We start from the raw sequence: 21,107 nt of genomic DNA on the forward strand, positions 1-21,107 counted from the left end.
AATGTGGAGCATTCCCGGATACACGGAGATCTATGAGCTCGGTTCCGGATCGCAGGGACGCATCGTGCTCGCCCGCCATGACGCGACCGGTGCCGCAGTAGCAGTCAAATATCTCTTCGAGCATCTGTTGCGGGACCGTGCATCCCGTGAGATATTTCGACGCGAAGCCTATGCCCTGCACCGAGTACGCAGTCCTTTCGTCGCACAGATTTTCCGCTATGTCGAAGATACAGCCGGTGCGGCGATCGTCATGGAGGCCGTTCCTGGCCGGTCGCTCCGCGAAGTCCTCGACCGGAGCGGCAGTCCGCTCCGGGTAGAGTCTGCGCTCGCACTCCTGCGCGGTTCCCTTTTGGGATTGGCAGCCGCACATGCGACCGGCGTGGTGCATCGAGATTACAAGCCCGGGAACGTCCTCGTGCAGAACGACGGGCAGAGCAAGTTGATCGATTTTGGTGTCGCCGTTCTGGTGGGGCAGGGCGGGGCGAGCGGAACACCGGCCTATATGGCACCCGAACAATGGATGGGCGGCCCCTCATCCGCCGCCACGGACATCTATGCGGCCACATGTGTTTTCGTCGAATGCGTCACCGGCCATAAGCCTTACCGTGCGGCGACACTCGATGAGCTACGCAGCCTTCACCTGTCGGCACCGACTCCGCTCGAGCTGATTCCAGAGGAACTCCGTCCACTCGTCGCATGGGGACTTGCGAAGAACTCGGAACAACGGCTCGGAAACGCGGTCGAGTTCGTCAACCGGTTGGACGATCTCGCCGTGCGTTCGTACGGACCCGATTGGGAGAAGCGCGGTCTGGTCGCCCTCGGTTCTTCGATCGTTGCGCTTGGACTTGCCGTACCGGCCGTAGCGATCGGTGGTGCGGTCGCCGGTGCGGGCGGAAGCGCTGCAGGCACAGGAGCCGGTGCAGTCGCCGCCGGCCAGGCGGGAGCCCACTCCGCGGGCCAGGGAGCCGCCGTGGGCAGCAAGGGCGCCTTCGCCAAGATAGGAGGTGCCAAAGGGTTCGCTGCTGCCACCTGCACGACGGCGGCGGGCGTTTCCGCTGCCGTCGTGCTCTGGCCTTCTAGCCCGTCGGTCGGCGGCACGGCACATGGCTCCATCCACGCATCCTTCGCCCGGCCGGACCTCCTCTTCGGCCAGCCTTACATGCCCGCTTCAGAGACCCCATACATGGATTACCAGTTCCTAGTACAGCCGGCCACCGCGAAAGCGGGTACCAAGGTCCGGGTCACCGCGCGGTTCCGTGCCCGTCTCACCGTCGGCGCAAAATTCGGTCCCGGTGGAGAACGGACGTGCTTCGGCAAAAACTCCGAACGCGCCGATGTCACCGGCAACTATGACATTTCACTCGGCAGGGTCGGCCGCGCCGCGAGAAAGTCGGTGATGTACCTGTACGCGACTCCCCCGGCACGAGCGACGGACTTTCCCGACAACCCTAAGCTTGAAATCGAGTATACGGAAAAAATGAACGACAACAACCAGCCATACATCCTCTCGGACTGTGCATACAATAGCCACTGGACTACCGTCTACACGCTCACGATTCCTTCGAAAAAGAATCTTCCCACGGGCCGCTACCTCCTCGGATTGACGAACCCGATGAAGATGGAAACCGTCATGCGCAATGGCGTGCGAGTCCCGTTGGCGTCCGTAGGCGGGAGCACACAAGGCAGACTTCCAGCCCTCCGCGTCATCGAGTAAACGTCGATCCCAGATCGCTCACACCGGCCCATCTCTCGCCTTCGACTTAGAGGATGCGGGCGAGGGCGCCTAGGAGGCCGGCTCTTTGCAATGTTGGGGTGAAGGGTGGGGTGGTGGGGGTCCAGTATTCTACGGGGACCAGGCCGGGTGGGTGGAGGGTCGTGTTCTCGAAGAAGGTCGCTATTTCTTCGGGGGTACGGGGGATGATGTCGCCGGCGTAGGTTTTTTCGTAGGCGTGGCGGGCTTCTTGTTCTATTTCCTGGGGGACTTCGCCTGCGTGGACGTGGGAGATCGCCAGGTAGCTGCCGGGGGTCAGGCGGGCTTTCAGGGTTCGTACGGTCGTGTACGGGTCCGCCTCGTCGGGGAGGAAGTGGAGTATCGCCAGGAGGAGGATCGCCACGGGTTGGTCGAAGTCGATTCTCGTTGCCAGCTCGGGGTGGGCGAGGATCGATTCGGGGTCGCGTAGGTCCGCTTGGATCACTGTGGTGTGGGGGGAGTTCGTCAGGAGTGCCCGGGCGTGGCTCAGGACGACCGGGTCGTGGTCGATGTAGACCACTCGGGCGTCGGGGGCCGTTCGTTGCGCTACCTCGTGGGTGTTCTCCTGGCTGGGGAGGCCCGAGCCTATGTCGATGAACTGGCGGATTCCCTGTTCCGCCAGGTGGGTCACCGCCCGGGACAGGAAGCGGCGGTTGGACCGTGCGAAGTCCGACGCGTAGGGGATCGCCTGTAGGACTCGTTCCGCTGCGGCGCGGTCCGCGGCGAAATTGTCCTTTCCCCCGAGGTAGTAGTCGTACATTCGCGCGACGTTCGGCGTGTCCGGGTCGATGGCCCAATCAGGGCGTCGCTCTTCGATGGCCACTCGGCGTCCTCCCCGTTTCGGATGCCTGCTGCCCCGTCGATCTTAAACCTTCGCGTCGTGTTGCGTAGGTTCGGATTCCCGTTTTTTGGACTTGTTCACTGATCGCTGTTTTGGATCGGGCCGGGCGGTCTTTGTGGGGGTCATTGGTCGGTTCGGCGTTCGGATCATGGGTTCGAAGTGGTGGATGTGGGCGGCTGCGTGCGGGTGGGAGTCGAATTTCTGTTCGGTTTATCTCCTGGACCGCTTTGGTAGCGGAAGTGTCGTCGGACACGTCCGAGGCGCTCGGCCGGGCGGCGGGACTCGTGGATGAAGTGCGCCTGGTCGTAATGGCCTGCGCGCAGTGCACGGTCGAAGCGACTGGCGGATGTACCAGCGGTCGTCGGCCAAGGTGCGGATGCGGAGTGGACGGGATAACGGGGGCCGTCCGCAGGCGGCTGGCCGTTGGCGGCCATGGGCGCTTTCGAGTGCCGCACATCGGGTGATCTTGTTAGATTGTGGCGCACACTGGATGGGGCGCGCCGTATGGACGTGCTGGGACGCCGCGCGCGGTCCGGTGGCGGACGGCGCGGAGCTCGGCCACGGCTCCCGTGCGGACGGCTTTCCACGGGCGGGATCGGCTGGACGTGGCGGTCGGGAGCGGTCTCGATGCCGGGGCGGTGATCGCGAGACGGTCGCCGACGACCCACGGAGCCTGGACGGGGAGGAGCAGCGCACCGGACATGGTCGACTGGGGATGGCGCGTCCGCGTCGGCGACTACGCGGGTTCGGGGTTCCTCGTCGCGCCGGACCGGGTCCTGACGGCGGCGCATGTCGTCGCGGGCCTGGACGAGACGTCCGTCGACTTCCCGGACGGCCCCGGCAAGCTGCTCGCGCGCGTCCTGCGTCCCGGCGAATGGGACCGGCCCGGAGAGCCCGGGGACGTCGCGGTTCTGGAGCTGCACGAGCCGGTGGCCGTCGCGCCCGCCCGGTTCGTGGATCCGGGCGCGCCGCCCGGACGGCGGTTCGGCACGTACGGGTTCCCCCGGCGGCGCGACGAGACGATCCGGTTCGCGTCGGTGCTGAGCGAGCCCGGCTGGGGCGTGCGGGGCGGCGAGCGGTGGACGCTCAAAGCCCTCGACGACGACCGGATCGAGCCCGGCTACAGCGGCGCCGCCGTCTACGACGCCGAGACCGGCGCGGTCCACGGCATGATCACCGACGCGGTGGGCGACGGCGCCCGCGCGCTGATGATGCCGCTCACCGCGCTGCGCCGCCATGTCGAGGAGCTGGACGACCTGCTCCCCCTGACCTGGCTCGACGCGGCGGCGCGCCGGGAGCTGCGCACGCTGCTCGCGGGCCGCGCGATGACCGAGGCCCTGCACGCCGAGTGCGCCGCGATCGTCGGCCGTCGCCTGACCGGGGACGTCCCGACGGTGTGGGCGGCGGTCCGGGAGATCGCGGAGGGCTGGCCGGACGAGGACCGCCTCGGCCGCTGGGTCGCGGCCCTCGCCAGGCGACTGGACGGCCCGGCGCGGCAGAGGCTGGCCGCGTGGCGGCAACGGCATCTGGCCGCCGCGCCGCCCGAGCGGGAGGAAGGCACCGCGTCGGTGATCGTGCGTCTGGAGCGCGTGACGCACGGCAACGCCTATGAGCTGACGGTGCACACCTGGCTCGGCGGACGCGAGGAACTGCCCGCGGAGACCGTCAAGGTGGGCGAGCACGAGGTGCGGCAGGCCATCGAGGAGCGGGTGCAGCGGGCGGCGGGCGCGCTCGTCGGCCAGGACTGGATGATCGAGTTCGCGGTGCCGGAGAGCTGGCTGCACAAGCCGTTCGAGGAGTGGCACATCGACCGCGCCCTCAAGATCAAGATGCGCAAGTACCCGGTGGTGGTGCGGGACGTGGAGCGGCTGCGTCCCGGTTCGATACGTCGTGACCTGGCCTTTCGCCGGTGGCGGCGGCTGGGTGAGCGCGGGCGCAGCGATCCCCAGCCCGTCGGCTGCGCGGCTCGGGCGCGCGGGGAGTTCGAGCGCTGGCTGGAGGTGAACGACGACCACTGCGTCCTCGTGTACGGGAGCCGTCCGGCCAAGGGGGCGCTGACGGCCGCGCTGAACACGGGCGTGCCGGTGATGCTGTGGCCGCGCGTTCCGTGCGGCGGTCCGGCGCATGAGAGCTGCGCGGGCCGGGACCGGCTGGCGGTGCTGCTGCCGCGCGTCGAGGCCGAGCATCCGAACGACCTCCCGTCGCTCGCGCAGCGGCTGCGGCTGGAGGAACTGCCCGCGCGCGGGCACGAGCTGACCCTGCTGTGGGACGATCCGTCCCGCCTGCCCGACCCCCCGCTCGGCATGGAGGCGTGACATGCCCGATGACAAGGCCGACTGGCTGCTCTACACCGGCCGCCGCGAACCGCACGACGGTATCGACCGGCTGCCGAAGGCGCCGCGCTGGCGGCGTTTCGACGGCGGGCCGCCGCTGCCGCCGGTCGCCGGGGGTTCGGGCAGCGAGCACCGGGCGACGACGTATCTGCCGTCCGAGGACGCCGTCCAGCAGGTGAACGCGGCCCTCTACCTGCGGCGTCCGCTGCTGGTGACCGGGCCGCCGGGGACGGGCAAGTCGACGCTGGCGTACGCGGTGGCGCACGAGCTGATGCTCGGGCCGGTGCTGCACTGGCCGATCACGAGCCGGGTGACGCTGCGGGACGGGCTGTACCAGTACGACCCGCTGACGCGCCTGTACGCGGCGGGCCGGGAGCCGGAGCAGGACGACGACATCGGGCGCTATGTCCGGCTCGGTCCGCTCGGCACCGCGCTGCTCCCCTACGCGCGGCCCCGCGTCCTGCTCATCGACGAGATCGACAAGAGCGACATCGACCTGCCCAACGACCTCCTCACGATCTTCGAGAAGGGCGAGTACGAGATCCCCGAGCTGGCGCGGCGCGCGGACTCCACCGCGTCGGTGCTTAGCGCGGACGGCCCGCGCGTCACGGTCGACGGCGCGGCGGTGCGGTGCGCGGCGTTCCCGTTCGTCGTCATGACCAGCAACGGCGAGCGCGAGTTCCCGCCCGCGTTCCTGCGCCGCTGCATCACGCTGGAGCTGCGGCAGCCGACCGGCGCGGACGAGCTTTCCGCGATCGTCCGCGAGCACCTCGGCGACCTGGCGGACGAGAGCGAGGACCTCGTCCGGCGGTTCCTGGACCGGTCGGCGACGGGCACGCTCGCGACCGACCAGCTCCTCAACGCCGTCTATCTGTGCCGCCACGCGGACGCGCCGGACCGGGCCGCGCTCGCCGACCGGATCATGCCGTATCTGGGCGGCGCCGCCGATGACGATTGACCGGTTCCGCACCGTCCTCGGTGCGGCCGGAGTGGAACCGGACGCGGTCGAGCTGAGCGAGATGCTCTGGCTGGCCGCCCACCTCCCCGCGTCGCAGGCGCCGCGGGCGCGGCCCGAGCGGGAGCCTGACGCGGCGGATCCGGCGCCGCTTCCCGCCGTGCCGCCGCCTCCGCCCCCGGAGCCGCCGGCGGCGCTGCATCCGCGCGGCGCCCCGACGGAGTCCGCCGGGGACGCGCTGTCGGTTCTGGTGCCGACCGCGCCGATGCTGCCCGACCCGCTGGCGGTGCAGCGGGCGCTGCGGCCGTTGAAGCGGCGGATCCCGTCGCGGACGGCCCGGGAGCTGGACGAGGAGGCCACGGCCGCCCGCATCGCCGACACCGGCCGGTGGTCGCCGGTGATGGTCCCCGCGCCCGAACGCTGGCTGACCCTCACGCTCGTGGTGGACACCGGGCCGACGATGGGGCTGTGGCGTCCGCTCGCGCGGGAGCTGGCCGAGACGCTGGTGCGGCAGGGCGCGTTCCGGGACGTCCGGGTGGTGTTCCTGGCCCGGTCGGGGCGTGTCCTGTCCGGCGGTCGCGCGCTGGACCCGTCCACGCTGCTGGACCCGACGGGACGGCACGCGATCCTCGTCCTCAGCGACTGCTCCGGGCCGCACTGGTGGGACGGCGGCGCGCGGCGGACCGTGCGGCGCCTCGCGTCCGCCGGGCCGGTCGCGATCCTCCAGCCGCTGCCCGAACGTTTGTGGCGGCGGACGGCGGCGCCGACGCTGCCGGGGCTCGCGGCGCTGCCGCGTCCGGCCGCGCCGAACCGGGACCTGCGGTTCGTCCCGTACGACGGGGACGCGCCGGACGGCCTGCGCGTCCCGGTGCTGCACGCCGCGCCGCGCTGGTTCGCGGGCTGGGCGCGGCTGCTGGCCGGGGGCGGACCGGAGGCGACGGCCGTCGCGGTGTTCCCGCCGAACCCGCCGGCCGCGTCGCCCGTCCGGCGCGAGCGGGACCTGCCGATCGGGGACCGCGTGCGGCGGTTCCTGACGTCGGCGTCGCCAGAGGCGGCGGAGCTGGCGGCGCATGTGGCGGTGTCGGAGCCGTCCCTGCCGGTGATGCGGCTGATCCAGCGGCGGATCCTCGGCGCGTCCGGGCCGGCGCAGCTCGCGGAGGTGCTGCTGAGCGGGCTGCTGCGGCCCGTCGCCGGGGAGGACGGACGGTACGCCTTCGTGCCCGGCGCCCGCGACGCCCTGCTCGCGACGCTGCCGCGTCCGGCGGCGCAGCACACGCGGTACGTGCTGCGGGCGATCTCCGCCGAGATCAAGCGCCGCGCCGGGACGGCCGCCGAGCACTTCCCCGCCCTGCTCCACTCCCCCGGCGGGACCCACACGATCACGACGGACGACCACGAGTTCGCCCACGTCGGCCCGGGAACGCGCGCCCACCTCCAGCCCGGCGCGCCCCGCACCGAGACCGTGGCACAGCTCCGCTGCGCGGTGGCGGCCGAGATCATACGGTCGGGCGACCCGTTGCACAGAACGTTCAGGCTCCAGAGCATCCTGCTGGATGCCGGTGCGCTGGCGAGGCTGCCGCCTCCGGACCTCCGTCACGACGGTGACAGGATCGTGGCCACATACCCGGCGGACGTAGGGCCGCGCCAGATCATGGGCCTTCTCCTTCCCGCTCTGCGCATGACTCTGGATGGGCACAACAAATACGCCACGGAGCGTGTCCGGCTGCGCGTGGTGTTCCACGCCGGCTCACTGCCCGAAGTCGAGAACGTTCAAGACCCGGCTTTCGAGAGATTGGATCTTCTGCTCCGGACGCTCGCGTACCGCGAAAGCCTGAACGGGCGGGGCACCGAATTCGCTTTCCTCGCGTCGGACGAGCTGGTCGGAGCGATCCGCGCCGAGGCCCCGGACGCCGATGTCACCGCGCGGCTCACGCGCGTTTCCGTCGCCGACGGCGTCACCGCGTGGTTCGGGTCGGGGGACGGTGAAGAGGACCCCACGCGGACGATCGTCTTCGCCGACGTGACGGGCTTTTCGTCACCGCACCGCACCGAGGGCGCCCGCCACCGAATCCGCCAGGTGATGTTCAATCTCCTGCGCGGCGCCTTCGACGCGGCGAACGTCGTCTGGAACGACTGCCACGTCGAGGATCGCGGGGACGGGATGCTCATCGTCGCACCGCCCGGCGTGCTCGCCGATGCCCTGCTGGCCCCCATGCTGCCGAACCTCGCCGAGTCGTTGCGACGCCACAACGAGCGATCGGACGCGCCGGAGAGCTTCCAACTGCGCGTGGCGCTGGACACCGGCGTCGCCGTGTCCGAGCGGAACTCCCTGTTCAGTACGGCCATCATCGAGGCGGCCCGGATGCTGGACGCGCCGGAGTTCAAACAGCGAGCGGCCGACTCCAACGCCGACCTCGCCTTCATCACCTCCGAGGCTCTCTTCGAGGTGCTCATCGACGGCAGCGGGCGTCCTCTCGTCCCGTCGCGTTTCACCCAGGTGCCCATCGACGTGAAGGGCGAGCAGATCACCGCGCGGATGCGACTCTGGGACAGCACCGACGACGAGCCCCCCGCCCCCGTCGCGGCTTCCGTCGCACTCGGCCGGGACAACTCCGGGGAGCCGGTCGTCCTCGACCCGCTCGCGGACGGCCCGCACGGCCTGATCCTCGGCGCGATGGAAGAACGCGGCCCCGTCCTGCGCACGATCGTCGCGGCCCTGCCGCCCGCGGTGGACGTCATCGGGCTCGCGCTCGGCGAGAGCGCGTTCACGGAACGGACGGGCGGGTTGGTGCGGGTGGCGTCCGAACTGCTCGGCGACGAACAGCGCAGGAACGCTCTCCTCGCGATGCTGGTCGGCGAACTCGACCAGCGCCGAGGCGACGCCCGCGTCACCCCGCCCCTCGTCATCATCGTCGACCTGTCGCTCACGCTTCCGACGCATCTCCCCGAGTTGATCCGCCTGCTGCGCCAGATCGCGTCCAGCGGCGCGGCGGTCGGTGTTCACCTGATCCTCGCCGCGACGGAACTGGAGAACACGTCGCAGTGGAACTCGCTGCTGCCCCTGCTGAGCTGGCGCCTCGCCGCCGGTCCCATCACGCCCCGCGATTCCACGAGACTCTTCTCCCGCGCCATTCGCCTCACCCCCGGCGCTGCCTACCTGACCCGCGCCGACGAGCCCGGCCGCGTCGTGCACATTGCGCAGGCGGACAGCGCTTCCTTCGAGCCCCCGCGAGACGAGGCGGAGATCCTTCGGAACCGCGTCCAACTCGCGCGCGCTCTCTTTGACGCAGGCGATCTCACGCAAGCCCGCGAGGCTGCTCTTGCGGCGCTCGACAGAGCTCTGCGGCCGAGCGAGGAGGCCCCGGAGAATTTGGATCTTCGCGAACAAGCGGCGGACGTCGTGGCCAGGATCGCCCCCGACGACTCGGTCGCCGTCTATCGGGAACTCGTGCGGGACTCCGAACGTCTCGTCGGAAAATGGCACGCGGACACGTTGCGGCGAAGATTGTCCCTTCGGAGTCTTCTCCTCAAGAAAGGGCCGTGGGAGGCAGCCCGGTCGGTCGCAGAGGAGCAAATCCAGGCGCTCCGCGATGGTGCGACCGACGACCCGGGTCTTCTTCCGACGCTCGCCGGTGAACTCATCGATTACTCGTCGCTGCTTTTTGACGGCGAACAGAAGAACGAATCACTGCGCGCGGCAGATGAGGCGTTCACGCTTCTCCTGACGTACACCGAGACGAATCCTCAGTCGACATCTTCAACCATCTCGTATGCTTTTCAACGCCTGTCCGACTACTACTGGGAATTCGGACGACCGAACGAGGCCGTGGCGACGATAGCCAAGGCCGCCGATTTCCGGCGGCGCCTGGTGGATGATAACGGAAACAGCCATGCATCACTTTCGCCCGCCCTCTTCATTTACGCCGAGCGCCTGGAGGCGGTGGGCAAGACGCGTGAGGCTCTCGACGCCCTGGCCGAAGCGCTCGCGAACCTGAGGAGCCCGACGCCCCTGTCACTCGGCGTCGGGTGGACCAAGCTGGCGCGAACCTTCGCCGGGCGGCTTTCGACCGAGGGCGCCGATGCTCCGATCGAAGCTCTCCGTACGTTGGTCCCGGCGCTTCGGAGTTTGTACGCCGAGAGCCCCGACTACTTCCGCGAAACGCTCGGCGAGCTGCTGGAGGACCTCGGCGGCCGTCTGGTCGATGCCAGGCGATGGGCGGACGCGTCGCCCGTGATCGAAGAGGCCGTGCAAATTCGCCGCGAGCAGCACGGGAAGTCATATGGGGATGCTTCCGCCCTGCTCGCTGCGGATCTCGTTGTGCTGGGACGCGTTCTGACCCATGTCGGCCGGATCGAGGATGCCGTCGACTCCTGCACGGAGGCTGTCCGGCTGTTCCGGGATCTGGATGACGGGTCCGGGCAGGCCCGGGCGGTGAGCGGTCTCGGTGTCGCCTTGCGCGCTCTCGGACGGTTCGAGGACGCGCGCGAGCACTTCCGGACGGCGGCGTCCATCGCTCGGGACGCCGACGATCTCGACGTCCGGGTCGAGGCGCTCGCCGACGAAGCCCGCACCTTTGCGATGGAACAGCGCGATGAGGATGCCGTGAGCGTGCTTCGGGAGGCCGCCGACATTTGCCGGGAGGCCGAGGAGCCTGTGCGGGAGAGCACGCTTCTCAATGAGATCGGGCGTACCGAACGAGTGCGGCAGCAGTTTGAGCGAGCCGTCACAGCGCACCGCGAAGCGTTCCATCTCGCGCAGCGCATCGGCGACCGGAAGCTGGAGGCGGAGTTCGCGTCCGAACTCGTCCGGAGCCTGATCGACAACGGAGGCCTCAGTGAGGCTGCGGCCGTCCAGCGGCACGCGATCGACGTGCACCGGGTGCTCAAGGACCGTTCGGGTGAGGCGGACGGCTGGCGGCGGCTCGGCCGGATCGAGAATGACGCCGGACACGTGTCGGAGGCCGCGGTCGCCTACGCGAAGGCCATCGGCTGTTTCGTGCTGGCGGGGAACCGTGCGGCGGCCGGAGAGGCCATGAACCAAGTCGCGGAGGCGCGGCTCGTGCTCGGCGACGGCGAAGACGCGCTCGACGCCGCGAACGACGCCGTCGTCGTCTTCCGTGACCTTTCTCGCGCGGAACCGCGCCACGACAACGGGCTCGCGCATTCCCTCTTCTTGCGCCGGCGCATCTTCGAGAGCATCGGACGGCCGGACGACGCGGCGGCGGATGAGCGGGAGGCGCTACAGATCCGCGCACGGCTCGAAGGCGAGTCCAGCGGGGATGAGGCGCCGCCGGACGCCGGCTAGGGAAGGGTGCCGAGTTCTTCTCGGGCGGTGGTGCGGAGGCGGCGGAGGGCGGTGGCGAGGGACGCGCGTTCTTCGGAGGTGAGCGGGCCGGCGAAATGGCGGCGCAATGTCTCGGCGTGGACGTACAGGGCTTCGGCCAGTTTGGTCTCGCCGGCCTCGGTGATCGCGACGTTCTGGCGGCGGCGGTCGCCTTCGGCCGTCGTGCGGACGACCAGGCCCTGCGCCTCCATCCGGTCGATCAGGCGGGTCATGCCGCCGCTGGTGAAGGTGAGCTGGCCCGCGAGCGTGCCCATCGTCGCACGGCACGCGTCGCCCGTCGGGGACAGCCGCAGCAGCACCTCGAACATCGAATGCTTGATGCCGCAGCGGCGTTCCAGTTCGCGGTTCGCGACGCGTTCCAGCAGTGTCGCCGCACCGAGCAGCGACCCGAACTCCCGGACCACGTCCGGGACCACGGCCTCGTCCGCAGTCTCCATCGCCATGCCTCCCCGTTGCCCCCGACTCCTACAGTCGCCCGAGTTCCCGGCTTATTCCCTCCCCGACGGCGAACGCCCCGCGCGGCGGGAGCCGGGCGGGGCGCCTCGGCGCCGGTCAGTTCTTCTTCGTCGGGGACGTGCTGGGGCTCGCCGTGGGGAGCGTGGAGCCGTTCTGGTTCTGCGCCTGAGTCTGGTCGTTCTCGCCGGACGCGTACTGCTTCGTCACCTTCCACCTGCCGCCGATCTTGGCGAGCGCGAGGCGGATGAGGTTCGCGGGGGCCTGGGTGGCGCCCTGCGGGGTGCTGCCCTCGATGTCGACCTGGACGACGGCCGTCGCGAACTTGTCGTTGACGTCCCCGACGAACACGGCCACAGACCGGGACGTCAGCGACGCCGTGGACTGCCCCGACTTGAACGTGTTGACGATCCCGGGCGCCGTCTGGTTCTTGTACCGGTCGAGCAGGTCGCCGCCCATGAGCTTCTCGGCGGCGGCGATCTGCTGCTGGTAGTTGGACGCGTTGTAGTTCGCCGCGACGTCCCCGTACTGCCGGGCGATCTTCGCGACGGCCGCGCGCTCGTCCGCCTCGGACGCCTTGCCGCTCGCCGACCGCCACTGCCAGACCGCGAGCGACGCGAGGACGGCCACGACGACGATCAGCGCGACGGCCTGCGGCAGCGGGAGCCCGAGCAGCACCGGACGGGCGGGAGCGGGAGCCTCCGGCTCGTCCTTCGCGGCGGCCTTCTCCAGCTTCGGCGCGGGCTTCGGCGCGGCCTTCGCGGCGGGCGCGGGCTCGCCCTCGGGCTCGTCCTCGGCGTCGATGCGGGCGAGGACGTCGTCCAGTTCCTCGTCGTCCTCGATCACCTCGATGACGCGGACGCGGCGCTTGCGCCGGCCCGTCCCGGACGCCTCGGGTGCCTCGGGTGCTTCGGACGCCTCCGACGGCTCGGTCGAGGACGCGGCGGGGGACTCCTCCTCGGCCGCGACCTGCGCGGTCTCGGCGACGTCGTCGGCGTCGCCGGTGTCCCGGTTGGTCTTGGCTGTCACTGCGCGCACTCCTCGGTTTCGGGGGTCAGTTCTTCCGGCGTCGCGGGCGCCGAAGCGGCACGCGGAGGCGGGTGAGGCGTGCCACGGCGGGCACATAGCCCGCGACGACCCGGATCAGCACCAGCAGGGCGAGGACCGGAGGAACGTACATTAGCCAACCCGGCACTCCGGTAGAAGGGCCGTCACTGTCGGTGTTCGCGACGTTGGCGGCGTTCACCGGACGATCCAGCGCCGGGTCGTGGGTGGGAATGGTCGCGCCGGGGTCTTTGGCCTTGTAGGGCGCCTGGGCGCCGACGTGCGGCGTGCTGCCGTCCGGGCACGTGATCGGGGCGTTCACGCCGGGCTGCGGCAGCGGGTACTTGTACTCCAGCGTGGCGGTCGTCCGCAGAGTGATCATGAAGACGACGTTCAGAACCGGCTTCCCGCCCGCCGTACCGATCACGTTGTGCAGAACGGTGTTCAGAGTGGGCGCCGCCGCGAGAACGGACGACAGGTCCTTCAGGTAATCGCGGTTGTACCGAGTGATCCCCAGGGTCCCGAGCGAGTCCACCGTGCACTCGAAGTTCTGCCCGCTCCGTTCGAGCAGCCCGTTCACCGTCGAGAGCAGGCCGGGCCCGCGATCGCGCAGTTCGGCGAGCTGCCCCCGGACCCGGCCGAGCGCGGCCGTCACGGCGGCGAGGTTGTCGATGCCCGCGCCGAGGCTGCCCCGGTTGGCGTTGAGGACGTCCCCGATCCGCCCGAACTCCCGCGTGAGCCGGTCCAGCAGCTCACTGTTGGCGGCGAACGTGGCCGAGAGCTGGTCGCCGCCGTCGATGATCTGGCGGAGGGAGTCCTCGCGTCCGGCGAATCCGGCCGCCAGCTCGTGCGTGAGGATCTTGGCGTCCGCCGGATTGATCGCCTTCAGCGAGTCCACGACGGCGGCGAACAGGTCCCCGTACTTGGGCGGAACGGACGTCCGGCTCACCGGGATCACCGACCCGGGCTTCAAGGCGGGCGCGTTCGCCCCGGACGGCCCGGGGGTCAGCTCCACGACCGGCTCCCCCACCGCCGACTTGCGCGCGGCGGCGGCCCGGACGCCCGCGGGCACCTTCACCCCGCGGTCGATGTCGAGTTTGACGACGACCCGGTCCTTCACCAGCCGCACCGAGTCGATCTTGCCGATGCGCAGCCCGAGATAGTCGACCTCGAAATCGGGATGCAGGCCGGGCGACGACTCGAACTCCACGACCAGCCGGTACGGACGGTCGATGAAGTCGAAGTGCACCACGTTCCGGAACGCCCACACGACCATGACGGCCGCGAGCGCCGCGAACACCGCGAGGTTGATCGTCAGCCGCCGCGTCATCGCTGCCCCTCCAGCCACTTGGCGAGGTCCGGGAACGCCTTGCGCAGTTCGGGCGGCAACTGGAACCCGGGCTGCTTCTTCGGGGCCGGCGACTTCTTCGGCGACGGCGTGGGCGACGCCTTGGGCGCGGCCTTCGGCTGGTCGGGAATCAACGGGTCGCCGTTCGGCCAGGTGATCCGCAGGATCGGGTACAGGAGGATCTGCCCGTCCCAGGTGGCCTTCGGCAGCTTCTCGTCGAACTCGACCAGCCCGTTCACCAGCGCGGTCAACCGCCGCCGGTTGTTCCCGAGCTGCGCCAGGACGGGGTCGAGGTCCGACAGCAGCGTCCGGAACCGGGCGACGCGTCCTTCGAGCACCTTGTCGTTCAGTTCGCGGGCCATCATCGTCAGCTTCTCGACGGCATTGATGATCTTGCCCTTGTCGTCGTTGAGCACTTGCGACGCCTTGGCCAGCTCACCCGGCGCGCGGCCCAGCGCGTCCTTGCCCTGTGCCAGCGACCGCCCGAGCCGCGCGAAGTTGTCGACCGCCTCGCCGAGCGCACGGCGCTGGTCGGCGAACATCTGCAACAGCTCGGCGGACTTGCGGATCGTGCTGTTGAGCCGCGGCCCGTTGCCGTCCAGCGCGGTCGCGCCCGCGTTCACGACGGTCGCGACGTCGTTGCCCGCGAGCGCCTGCAGCAGCGGCCCGGCCTGCCCGACGACCTGCTCGAACGACGGCTGGACGCTCGTGTCGGTGATCGCGGCGTGGTTCGCCAGGAACGGCCCGGTGTCGAGCCGGCCGCCGGGCGGCAGCACGAGGTCGACATAGTTCTCACCGAGCAGCGAGGTCACCTTCACCTCGGCGCGGGTGCCGACCGGCAGCCGGACCCCGTCCTTGATCGACATCGTGACCCGCGCGCGGTAGCCCGAGACGAGCCGGACGCCCGTGACGCTGCCGACCGTCACGTCCGACAGCTTGACGCTGTGCCCGGCGACGAGCCCCTGCGCGTCGGTGAACGTCGCGGTCAGCGAGACCCGGCCGTGCGGGGCGCCGGCCGTCCGCAGCGAGCAGCCCGACAGCGCGGCGAGGACGAGCACGAGCGCGAGGACGCGTCTCACCGGCCACCTCCGTTCATCGAGAACGGGCAGTTGGAGTTGGGTTTGGGCAGCGGGCATCCGACCTCGTCGGTGTCCAGCAGCCCCTTCAGCCAGGTGCGCAGGAACGCGTCGGCGGCGAACCGGAGCTGGAGCGACTTGGTCTTCGGGTTGTAGCCGCCGATGAACGCCGAGCTGATGCCCGGCAGCACGTCGATGAGCTGCGCGAGCTGCTTGGCGTTCCCCTTGAGGACGAGCGCGACCTTCGTGAGCACCATGAGGTCGTAGGGCAGTTGCCCCTTGTACTTGTCGACGAGCTTGCCGCCGCTCTCGGCGAGGTCCAGCACGCCGGAGATGAGCTGCTGGAGTTCGCCGCGCTCGGCGCTGAGCACCTGGCTGGCCTGCCCGAAGTCGCGGATGACGGTGCCGAGGACCTGCTCGCGGCCCCGCACGACCCCGGCCATCCGGTCGAGGTTGCGCGCGACCGCGACGAGCTGCTGATCCTGCCCCGCCACGTTCTCCACGAGCCGCGCGCTCTGCTCCAGCGTCGCGTTGAAGTCGCCGCCGTTGCCGTTGACGGACGTCGCCGCGCCGTGCAGGGCCGTGTTGACCTTCGTCGGGTCCAGCGCCTTGGCGAGGTCGGTGAACGAGCTGAGCGCGTCGTCCACCTCGACGGGGACGTGGGTGCGCTCGATCGGGATCCGGTCCCCGGTCTCCTTCGGCTCGCCGGGCCTCCACGCCGGGTGCAGGACGAGGTTGCGCTCCCCCACCAGGTTCAGCGGGACGATCGACGCCTGCACCCCGCGCGGCAGCGGCACGTCCTTGTCGATGTGGAACACGACCTCGATGTGGTCGCCCCGGTTCCGGACCTTGTCGACCAGCCCGACGTCCGCGCCCATCACCTTGACCTTGGACTGCGGGTAGAAGGAGCGGGCCTTCGACAGCTCGACGGTCATCGTCCGCGTGTCCCCGGACGGCCCGATCGCGCAGCCGCCCGCCGAGGCGGCGAGCACGAGCGCGGCCAGCGCGCCGAGGAACCGTCCGCGTCGCATCACTTGCCTCCCCGCCGAGTGGACACCGGGCCCTGCGGTTGCAGCGGGCCGAGGCCGGTGAGCAGGCCCTCGATCCACGCGCCGTTGCCCTTGAGGTTGGCGATCTGCTGGAACGTCGGGCCGAGCAGCGAGAAGTCGGTGTTCAGCGCGTCCATGTTGGGCGCGAGCCGGGTCGTCAGCAGGTGCAGGTTGTCGAGGAGCTGGTCGATCTGCCGGCGGTTGCGGTCGATGACGTTCGACAGCGTCCGGACGGTCCGGCTGCCGGACCCGATGGCGGCGGCCAGCTCGTCCCGGCGCTGGACGAGCGTGGCCAGCAGCGTCCGGCTCGCGTCGAGGATCTGCCGGAGTTCGGCGTCCTTGGCGGCGAGCGTGCCGGTGATCTGCCTGCTGTTCTCGATGAGCCTCTGCACCTGCGGCGTCGCGTCGTTGAGCGTCCGCGACACGTCCTGGACGTTCACGAGCACGCGCCGCAGTTGCTCGGCGCTCGGCGTCCGGATCTTGCCGACGGACGTGAGGAGCCGGTCGATGCTGCGCTCGTCCAGCTTCCCGACGATGTTCTGGGCGCTCTCCAGCGCGTCCGGGACGGTGAACGGCACCGACGTCCGCTCCAGCGGGATCCGCCGCCGCGCCTCGGGCAGGTCCGCGAGATACGGCGCGCTGACCGGCCCGGACAGGCGAAGGTAGCGTCCGCCGAGCAGCGTGGTCGTCTCGATCGCGGCGCGGGTGCCGGGGCCGAGGTCGATGCCGCGGTCGACGTGCCAGGTGATGAGGACGCGGCCGTGCTCGAAGTCGGGCCGGACGGAGGTGACCCGTCCCGCCTTCACCCCCGCGACCCGGACGTCCTGGCCCTTCTTCATCCCGGCCGTGTCGGCGAACTCGCCGCTCATCGTGTAGCCCCGGTCGAGCAGGTGGAGCTGCCCGAGCGCGAAGGCGAACACGCACACCGCGCCGAGGGCGCCGAGCGTGAGGACGGCGATGACCTTCTGGTTCACGTCCCGCAGGGACTTCAGCGGGCTCATTTCGCGGCGCCTCCCGTCAGCATCGCCTTGAGCTTGGCGAGGTCGGCCGGCTCGGGCGGACTGCCCGCCTTCTGCCCGGGACCGGGCGGCAGGCTCATCGGGAACGGGCACGGCCCGGGGACGATGTTCAGGCAGAGCGCGTCCGTGCGCAGGTAGTGGCCGCCGTTCGCGGCGGAGAAGAGCTGCCGGAGCGTCAGCGGCAGGCCCTGGACCATGCGTTCGAGCTGGTCCACGTTGATGCGGAAGGTGCCGCTGAACTTGGCGAGGTTGTCCACGATGCGGGCCAGCTCGGCATCGTTGCCGCCGAGGACGCGGTCCAGGTTCGTCGTGACGCCGCCGACCTGGACGATCGCGCTCTCCAGCAGCTTCCTGTTGTCGGCGAAGACCTTCGCCAGCTCGGCGAGGTTGTCGACGCTCGCGGCGATCTGCCGGTCGCGGGCGGCGACGGCGGCGCTGACGGTCTCGTAGTCGTCGATCATCCCGCTGATCGTGGAGCGGCGGGCGGCGAACGTCTGGAGCAGGCCGTCCAGGCTGTCGGTGAGCAGCGACAGGTTCTGCTCGTTGCCGTCCAGCGCCTGCGCGAACGCGAAGAGGATCTTGTTGAGCTGGTTCGGGTCGAGGTTGCGGGTCAGCGGGCCGAGGCTGTTGACGACGTCGCCGAGGTCCACGACCGACCGCGTGTGCGGGACGCGGGAACCGTCGTGGAGCATCGACGTGCTGCGTCCCGGTTCGAGGTAGACGACGCGCTGGCCCATCACGTTGCGCCAGCGGATCGCGGCGGTGGAGTCGTCCGGCAGCCGGACCTCCTTGTCCACGGCCAGCGCCACGACCGCCTTGCCGCGCACTACCTTGATCGACTTCACCTGGCCCGCCGGGGTACCCGCGACCTTGACCGCGTCGCCGGTCATCAGGCCGGTGACGTCGTCGAACACGGCGGTGACGCGGTACCGGTCGCGGAAGCTCGTGCCGAGGATCTGCTGGCCGATGAAGAAGGTCAGCAGGCCGGTGACCACGACGAAGACGGCGAACTTCGCGACGACGGAGTACGCGGGGCCGCGCCTCATCGGCTCGCCTCCTTCGGGCAGACGTCCACGAGCACCTGGCAGAGGTCGAGCGGGAGCGTGTTGCTGACCTGGCCGACCATCGTCCCGTTCGGGCCCGGCAGCCGGATGATCTTGCCGAGCAGGTCGAAGAAGCCGTTCAGGCCCGAGATCAGGGTCGGGATGTTGTTCCGGCGGGCGTTGAGCGTCCCGGCGACCCCGGCGGTCGCGTCCAGGACGCGGGCGAGGTTGCGGCCGTGGCCGTCGAGCGTGGTGCCGACCGTCCCGGCGACGCGTCCGGCCTGGTCCAGCAGCCGCGCGACGTTGTCCGGACGGTCGTAGACCACGGGCGCGAGCCCGTTCGCGCTGTTCACCGCGCTGACGAGCGACGGCCCGTGGTCGGCGAGGGTGCCCGACAGGCCGGTGAGGTCGCCGATCAGGGAGCGCAGGACGTCCTTGTCGGCGTAGGTGCCGTCGACGACCGTCGACAGGTTCCCGAGCGTGCGGTTCAGCGTCGGGCCGCGTCCGTCCAGGCCCGCCCCGAACGTGTGCAGCAGCGTGGCGACCTCGTCCGGGTCGATCGCGCGGGTGAGCCGGTAGGCGGGCCAGGCGGTGTCGGAGATCTCCCGCGGGTCGCGCGTCCGGGCGATCCGGCCGCCGTCGGCGAGGTACGGGCCGGTCAGCTCGCCCGCGCCGAGGTCCAGCTCGATGTCCTTCGGCCCGAACACCGACACCGGCTCGATCGCGGCGGTCGCGGTGCGGGCGACGCGGACGCCCTTGTCGATCCGCATCCGCACGGCGACGCGCCCGTCGTGCTGGAGCCGGACGGACGCGACCGTCCCGACCGTGATGCCGCGCACCTTCACGTCCGACTTGCCGGGATCGAGGCCCTGCCCGGCGCGGGTGAACGACGCGGTCACCGTCGTGGACCCGGCGTGCGACGGCGTGGCCTCGACGACGACCCCGGCCGCCGCGGCGGCGATCGTCCCGGCCCCGAGGAGCGCGAACAGCGTCCGGGAGCGCGCGGAGAGGTTGGCGTCGCTCATCCGGTCAGCCTCACCGTTCCGCCGTGGCCCCAGAAGATGTACGACAGGACGAGGTTGACGAGGATCATCAGGATCGTGGACTCGCGGATGGCCCGTCCCGCCGCGACGCCCACGCCCACCGGCCCGCCCGCCGCGTGGTAGCCGCGGTAGCAGTGGATGAACATGATGATGAACGCGAACACCGCGACCTTCACCGCGCTGTAGAACACGTCGATCGGCGGCAGGTAGAGGTGGAAGTAGTAGTCGTAGATCCCGGGCGACAGGCCGTAGTACTGGATCGAGATGAACCGCGTCGCGAAGAACGCCATGAACAGCGACACCAGGTACAGCGGGACGAGCGCGATGACCCCGGCCGCGACGCGCGTCGCGACGAGGTAGGCGAGCGAGTTGACGCCCATGACCTCCAGCGCGTCGATCTCCTCGGAGATCCGCATCGCGCCGATCTCGGCGGTGAAACCCGTCCCGACCTGCGCGACGAGCGCGACCCCGGCGATGATCGGGGTGACCTCGCGGACGTTGGAGTAGCTCGCGACGAGCCCGGTGAACGCCTCGGCGCCGATCCGCTCCAGCCCGGGGAACGCCTGGAGCCCGACCATCGCGCCGGTCGCGAGCGCCATCGTGGCGATCACGAAGATCATGCCGCCGCCGATGACGAGCGCGCCGACGCCGATCGTGATGTCGCTGACCTGCTTGGCGAGCGTCCTGCCGTACTTGCGGCGGACGATGATGTCGACGACCAGGTGGTACAGCACCCGGCCGAGGAAGATCGGCAGGCTGGCCGAGTCGGCCAGGCCCGCGGACCGGCCGCGGACGGCCCGGCCCAGCCTGCGCGCGGAGGGGGTGGCGGCCATTCAGAACCTCGGGGGGAAGAGGACCTGGTAGATCATGGTGAGCACGTAGTTGAACGCGAACACCACGATCGACGTCACCACCACCGCCCGGTTCACCGCGCGTCCGACGCCGACCGGCCCGTAGTCGCAGTTCATGCCCATGTGGCAGGCGACCGCGGCGGCGACGAACCCGAAGATCCACGCTTTGAACAGGGTGATGAGGAGGTCCGGGAACTGGAGCAGGGTCGTCGCGCCGTCGAAGAACGCGCCCGGGCTGACGCCCTGCTCGATGACGTTGAAGTAGTAGCCGCCGAGCACGCCCGCGAGGATCACCACCGAACACAGCAGCGCCGAGACGGTGCTCGCCGCCCACAGCCGCGGCGTGACGAGCCGGTGGACGGGGTTGATGCCCATGACCTCCATCGCGGCCAGCTCGTCGCGGATGTTGCGCGCGCCCATGTCGGACGTGATGGCCGAGCCCCCGACGCCCGAGACGAGCAGCGCGGCGGCCAGGGGCGCGACCTGCTGGATCATCGCGGCGACGAGCAGCGCGCCGGTCTGCGACTGCGCGCCGAGCTGCCGGGCGATGTCGCCGACCTGGAGCGAGATCGTCGCGCCGAGCGGGACGGCGATCAGCATGACCGGGACGCTCGTGACGCGGGCGAGGAACCAGCACTGCTCGATGAACTCGCCCCACCACTGCCGGACGTCCCAGGTGCGCCGCAGCCCCTCCAGGAGGGTGACGCACAGCGATCCGGTGTCGTCGAGGACGCGTTCGACGCGCCGCAGGGCTAGGTCGGGAGCTCTCCCCAGGCCCACGGCCATCAGGCGGCGACCTCCCGCGCCACGGCGGGATCTGAGGACATTGCGGCCTCCCATGTCGGACGTCGGCGCTCATCCGCGACCACACGACGGACCGGTCCGCCCAGGTGACACACCGGTGACCCGTGTGATCTGGAGCACTCTATTGGAAACTCGTCTAAGAAGCGATAGCCAC

Annotated in this window: 15 protein-coding genes; 4 read left to right on the top strand and 11 right to left on the bottom strand. The window is 70.3% G+C overall.

All coding sequences use genetic code 11. The features are described 5' to 3' along the window. The first annotated feature begins 1 nt into the window (after window position 1). Window positions 2-1,714, top strand: coding sequence for a serine/threonine-protein kinase (locus tag BTM25_RS18390; RefSeq protein WP_103564085.1), 1,713 nt, complete (start codon window positions 2-4; stop codon window positions 1,712-1,714). 46 nt (window positions 1,715-1,760) lie between these two features. Here the strand turns inward: BTM25_RS18390 and BTM25_RS18395 are convergent, their stop codons facing one another. Next, window positions 1,761-2,573, bottom strand: a complete 813-nt coding sequence (locus tag BTM25_RS18395) for an SAM-dependent methyltransferase (RefSeq protein ID WP_103564086.1) — start codon at window positions 2,571-2,573, stop codon at window positions 1,761-1,763. A gap of 719 nt (window positions 2,574-3,292) precedes the next feature. Here BTM25_RS18395 and BTM25_RS18400 point away from each other — a divergent pair. The 3 genes from BTM25_RS18400 to BTM25_RS18410 all read left to right on the top strand — a co-directional run bounded on the left by BTM25_RS18400 (window position 3,293) and on the right by BTM25_RS18410 (window position 11,184). Continuing rightward, a complete protein-coding gene (locus tag BTM25_RS18400) occupies window positions 3,293-4,906 on the top strand; it encodes a VMAP-C domain-containing protein (protein ID WP_103564087.1) in 1,614 nt (537 codons plus the stop codon). Window position 4,907: 1 nt separating this feature from the next. Beyond that, the gene (locus tag BTM25_RS18405; RefSeq protein ID WP_103564088.1) at window positions 4,908-5,882 is read left to right on the top strand and encodes an AAA family ATPase; all 975 of its coding nucleotides are present in this window, start codon (window positions 4,908-4,910) and stop codon (window positions 5,880-5,882) included. Window positions 5,883-5,943: 61 nt separating this feature from the next. Beyond that, window positions 5,944-11,184 carry an SAV_2336 N-terminal domain-related protein gene (locus BTM25_RS18410; RefSeq protein ID WP_268877676.1) on the top strand — a complete coding sequence of 1,747 codons (5,241 nt, stop codon included), beginning with the start codon at window positions 5,944-5,946 and terminating at the stop codon, window positions 11,182-11,184. Here BTM25_RS18410 and BTM25_RS18415 read toward each other — a convergent pair. The 10 genes from BTM25_RS18415 to BTM25_RS18460 form a co-directional block, all read right to left on the bottom strand. Continuing rightward, entirely contained in the window at window positions 11,181-11,666 is a 486-nt protein-coding gene (locus tag BTM25_RS18415) for a MarR family winged helix-turn-helix transcriptional regulator (RefSeq protein ID WP_235828471.1), read from the bottom strand. The two genes, BTM25_RS18410 and BTM25_RS18415, sit on opposite strands and share 4 nt — an antisense overlap. Window positions 11,667-11,775: 109 nt before the next feature. Then, window positions 11,776-12,705: a hypothetical protein gene (locus tag BTM25_RS30015; protein ID WP_205648144.1), complete on the bottom strand. Its 930-nt coding sequence runs from the start codon at window positions 12,703-12,705 to the stop codon at window positions 11,776-11,778. 25 nt (window positions 12,706-12,730) lie between these two features. Then, on the bottom strand, window positions 12,731-14,050 hold the full coding sequence (locus BTM25_RS18425) for an MCE family protein (protein WP_103564090.1): 1,320 nt from the start codon (window positions 14,048-14,050) through the stop codon (window positions 12,731-12,733). After that, window positions 14,047-15,147, bottom strand: a complete 1,101-nt coding sequence (locus tag BTM25_RS18430; RefSeq protein WP_103564091.1) for an MCE family protein — start codon at window positions 15,145-15,147, stop codon at window positions 14,047-14,049. Before BTM25_RS18430 ends, BTM25_RS18425 begins: the two co-directional genes overlap by 4 nt. Continuing rightward, the gene (locus BTM25_RS18435) at window positions 15,144-16,175 is read right to left on the bottom strand and encodes an MCE family protein (RefSeq protein WP_103564092.1); all 1,032 of its coding nucleotides are present in this window, start codon (window positions 16,173-16,175) and stop codon (window positions 15,144-15,146) included. The genes BTM25_RS18430 and BTM25_RS18435 overlap by 4 nt, the downstream gene beginning before the upstream one ends. Next, the gene (locus BTM25_RS18440; RefSeq protein WP_103564093.1) at window positions 16,175-17,194 is read right to left on the bottom strand and encodes an MCE family protein; all 1,020 of its coding nucleotides are present in this window, start codon (window positions 17,192-17,194) and stop codon (window positions 16,175-16,177) included. The genes BTM25_RS18435 and BTM25_RS18440 overlap by 1 nt, the downstream gene beginning before the upstream one ends. Next, entirely contained in the window at window positions 17,191-18,258 is a 1,068-nt protein-coding gene (locus BTM25_RS18445; protein WP_103564094.1) for an MCE family protein, read from the bottom strand. Before BTM25_RS18445 ends, BTM25_RS18440 begins: the two co-directional genes overlap by 4 nt. Then, window positions 18,255-19,280 carry an MCE family protein gene (locus BTM25_RS18450; protein WP_103564095.1) on the bottom strand — a complete coding sequence of 342 codons (1,026 nt, stop codon included), beginning with the start codon at window positions 19,278-19,280 and terminating at the stop codon, window positions 18,255-18,257. Before BTM25_RS18450 ends, BTM25_RS18445 begins: the two co-directional genes overlap by 4 nt. Next, window positions 19,277-20,131, bottom strand: coding sequence for an MlaE family ABC transporter permease (locus BTM25_RS18455; RefSeq protein WP_103564096.1), 855 nt, complete (start codon window positions 20,129-20,131; stop codon window positions 19,277-19,279). The genes BTM25_RS18450 and BTM25_RS18455 overlap by 4 nt, the downstream gene beginning before the upstream one ends. Continuing rightward, complete coding sequence (locus tag BTM25_RS18460) at window positions 20,132-20,935, bottom strand: MlaE family ABC transporter permease (RefSeq protein ID WP_103564097.1); 804 nt, start codon at window positions 20,933-20,935, stop codon at window positions 20,132-20,134. Window positions 20,936-21,107: the final 172 nt, after the last annotated feature.

The sequence above is a fragment of the Actinomadura rubteroloni genome (genome assembly GCF_002911665.1).
Classification (GTDB): Bacteria; Actinomycetota; Actinomycetes; order Streptosporangiales; family Streptosporangiaceae; genus Spirillospora; species Spirillospora rubteroloni.

Bases quoted from the DNA above. Each gene is read 5' to 3' on its own strand.
- BTM25_RS18390 (WP_103564085.1), top strand. From the start codon at position 2: ATGTGGAGCATTCCCGGATACACGGAGATCTATGAGCTCGGTTCCGGA.
- BTM25_RS18400 (WP_103564087.1), top strand. From the start codon at position 3,293: ATGGTCGACTGGGGATGGCGCGTCCGCGTCGGCGACTACGCGGGTTCG.
- BTM25_RS18405 (WP_103564088.1), top strand. From the start codon at position 4,908: ATGCCCGATGACAAGGCCGACTGGCTGCTCTACACCGGCCGCCGCGAA.
- BTM25_RS18410 (WP_268877676.1), top strand. From the start codon at position 5,944: ATGCTCTGGCTGGCCGCCCACCTCCCCGCGTCGCAGGCGCCGCGGGCG.
- BTM25_RS18415 (WP_235828471.1), bottom strand. From the start codon at position 11,666: ATGGCGATGGAGACTGCGGACGAGGCCGTGGTCCCGGACGTGGTCCGG.
- BTM25_RS18425 (WP_103564090.1), bottom strand. From the start codon at position 14,050: ATGACGCGGCGGCTGACGATCAACCTCGCGGTGTTCGCGGCGCTCGCG.
- BTM25_RS18435 (WP_103564092.1), bottom strand. From the start codon at position 16,175: ATGCGACGCGGACGGTTCCTCGGCGCGCTGGCCGCGCTCGTGCTCGCC.
- BTM25_RS18440 (WP_103564093.1), bottom strand. From the start codon at position 17,194: ATGAGCCCGCTGAAGTCCCTGCGGGACGTGAACCAGAAGGTCATCGCC.
- BTM25_RS18445 (WP_103564094.1), bottom strand. From the start codon at position 18,258: ATGAGGCGCGGCCCCGCGTACTCCGTCGTCGCGAAGTTCGCCGTCTTC.
- BTM25_RS18450 (WP_103564095.1), bottom strand. From the start codon at position 19,280: ATGAGCGACGCCAACCTCTCCGCGCGCTCCCGGACGCTGTTCGCGCTC.
- BTM25_RS18455 (WP_103564096.1), bottom strand. From the start codon at position 20,131: ATGGCCGCCACCCCCTCCGCGCGCAGGCTGGGCCGGGCCGTCCGCGGC.
- BTM25_RS18460 (WP_103564097.1), bottom strand. From the start codon at position 20,935: ATGGCCGTGGGCCTGGGGAGAGCTCCCGACCTAGCCCTGCGGCGCGTC.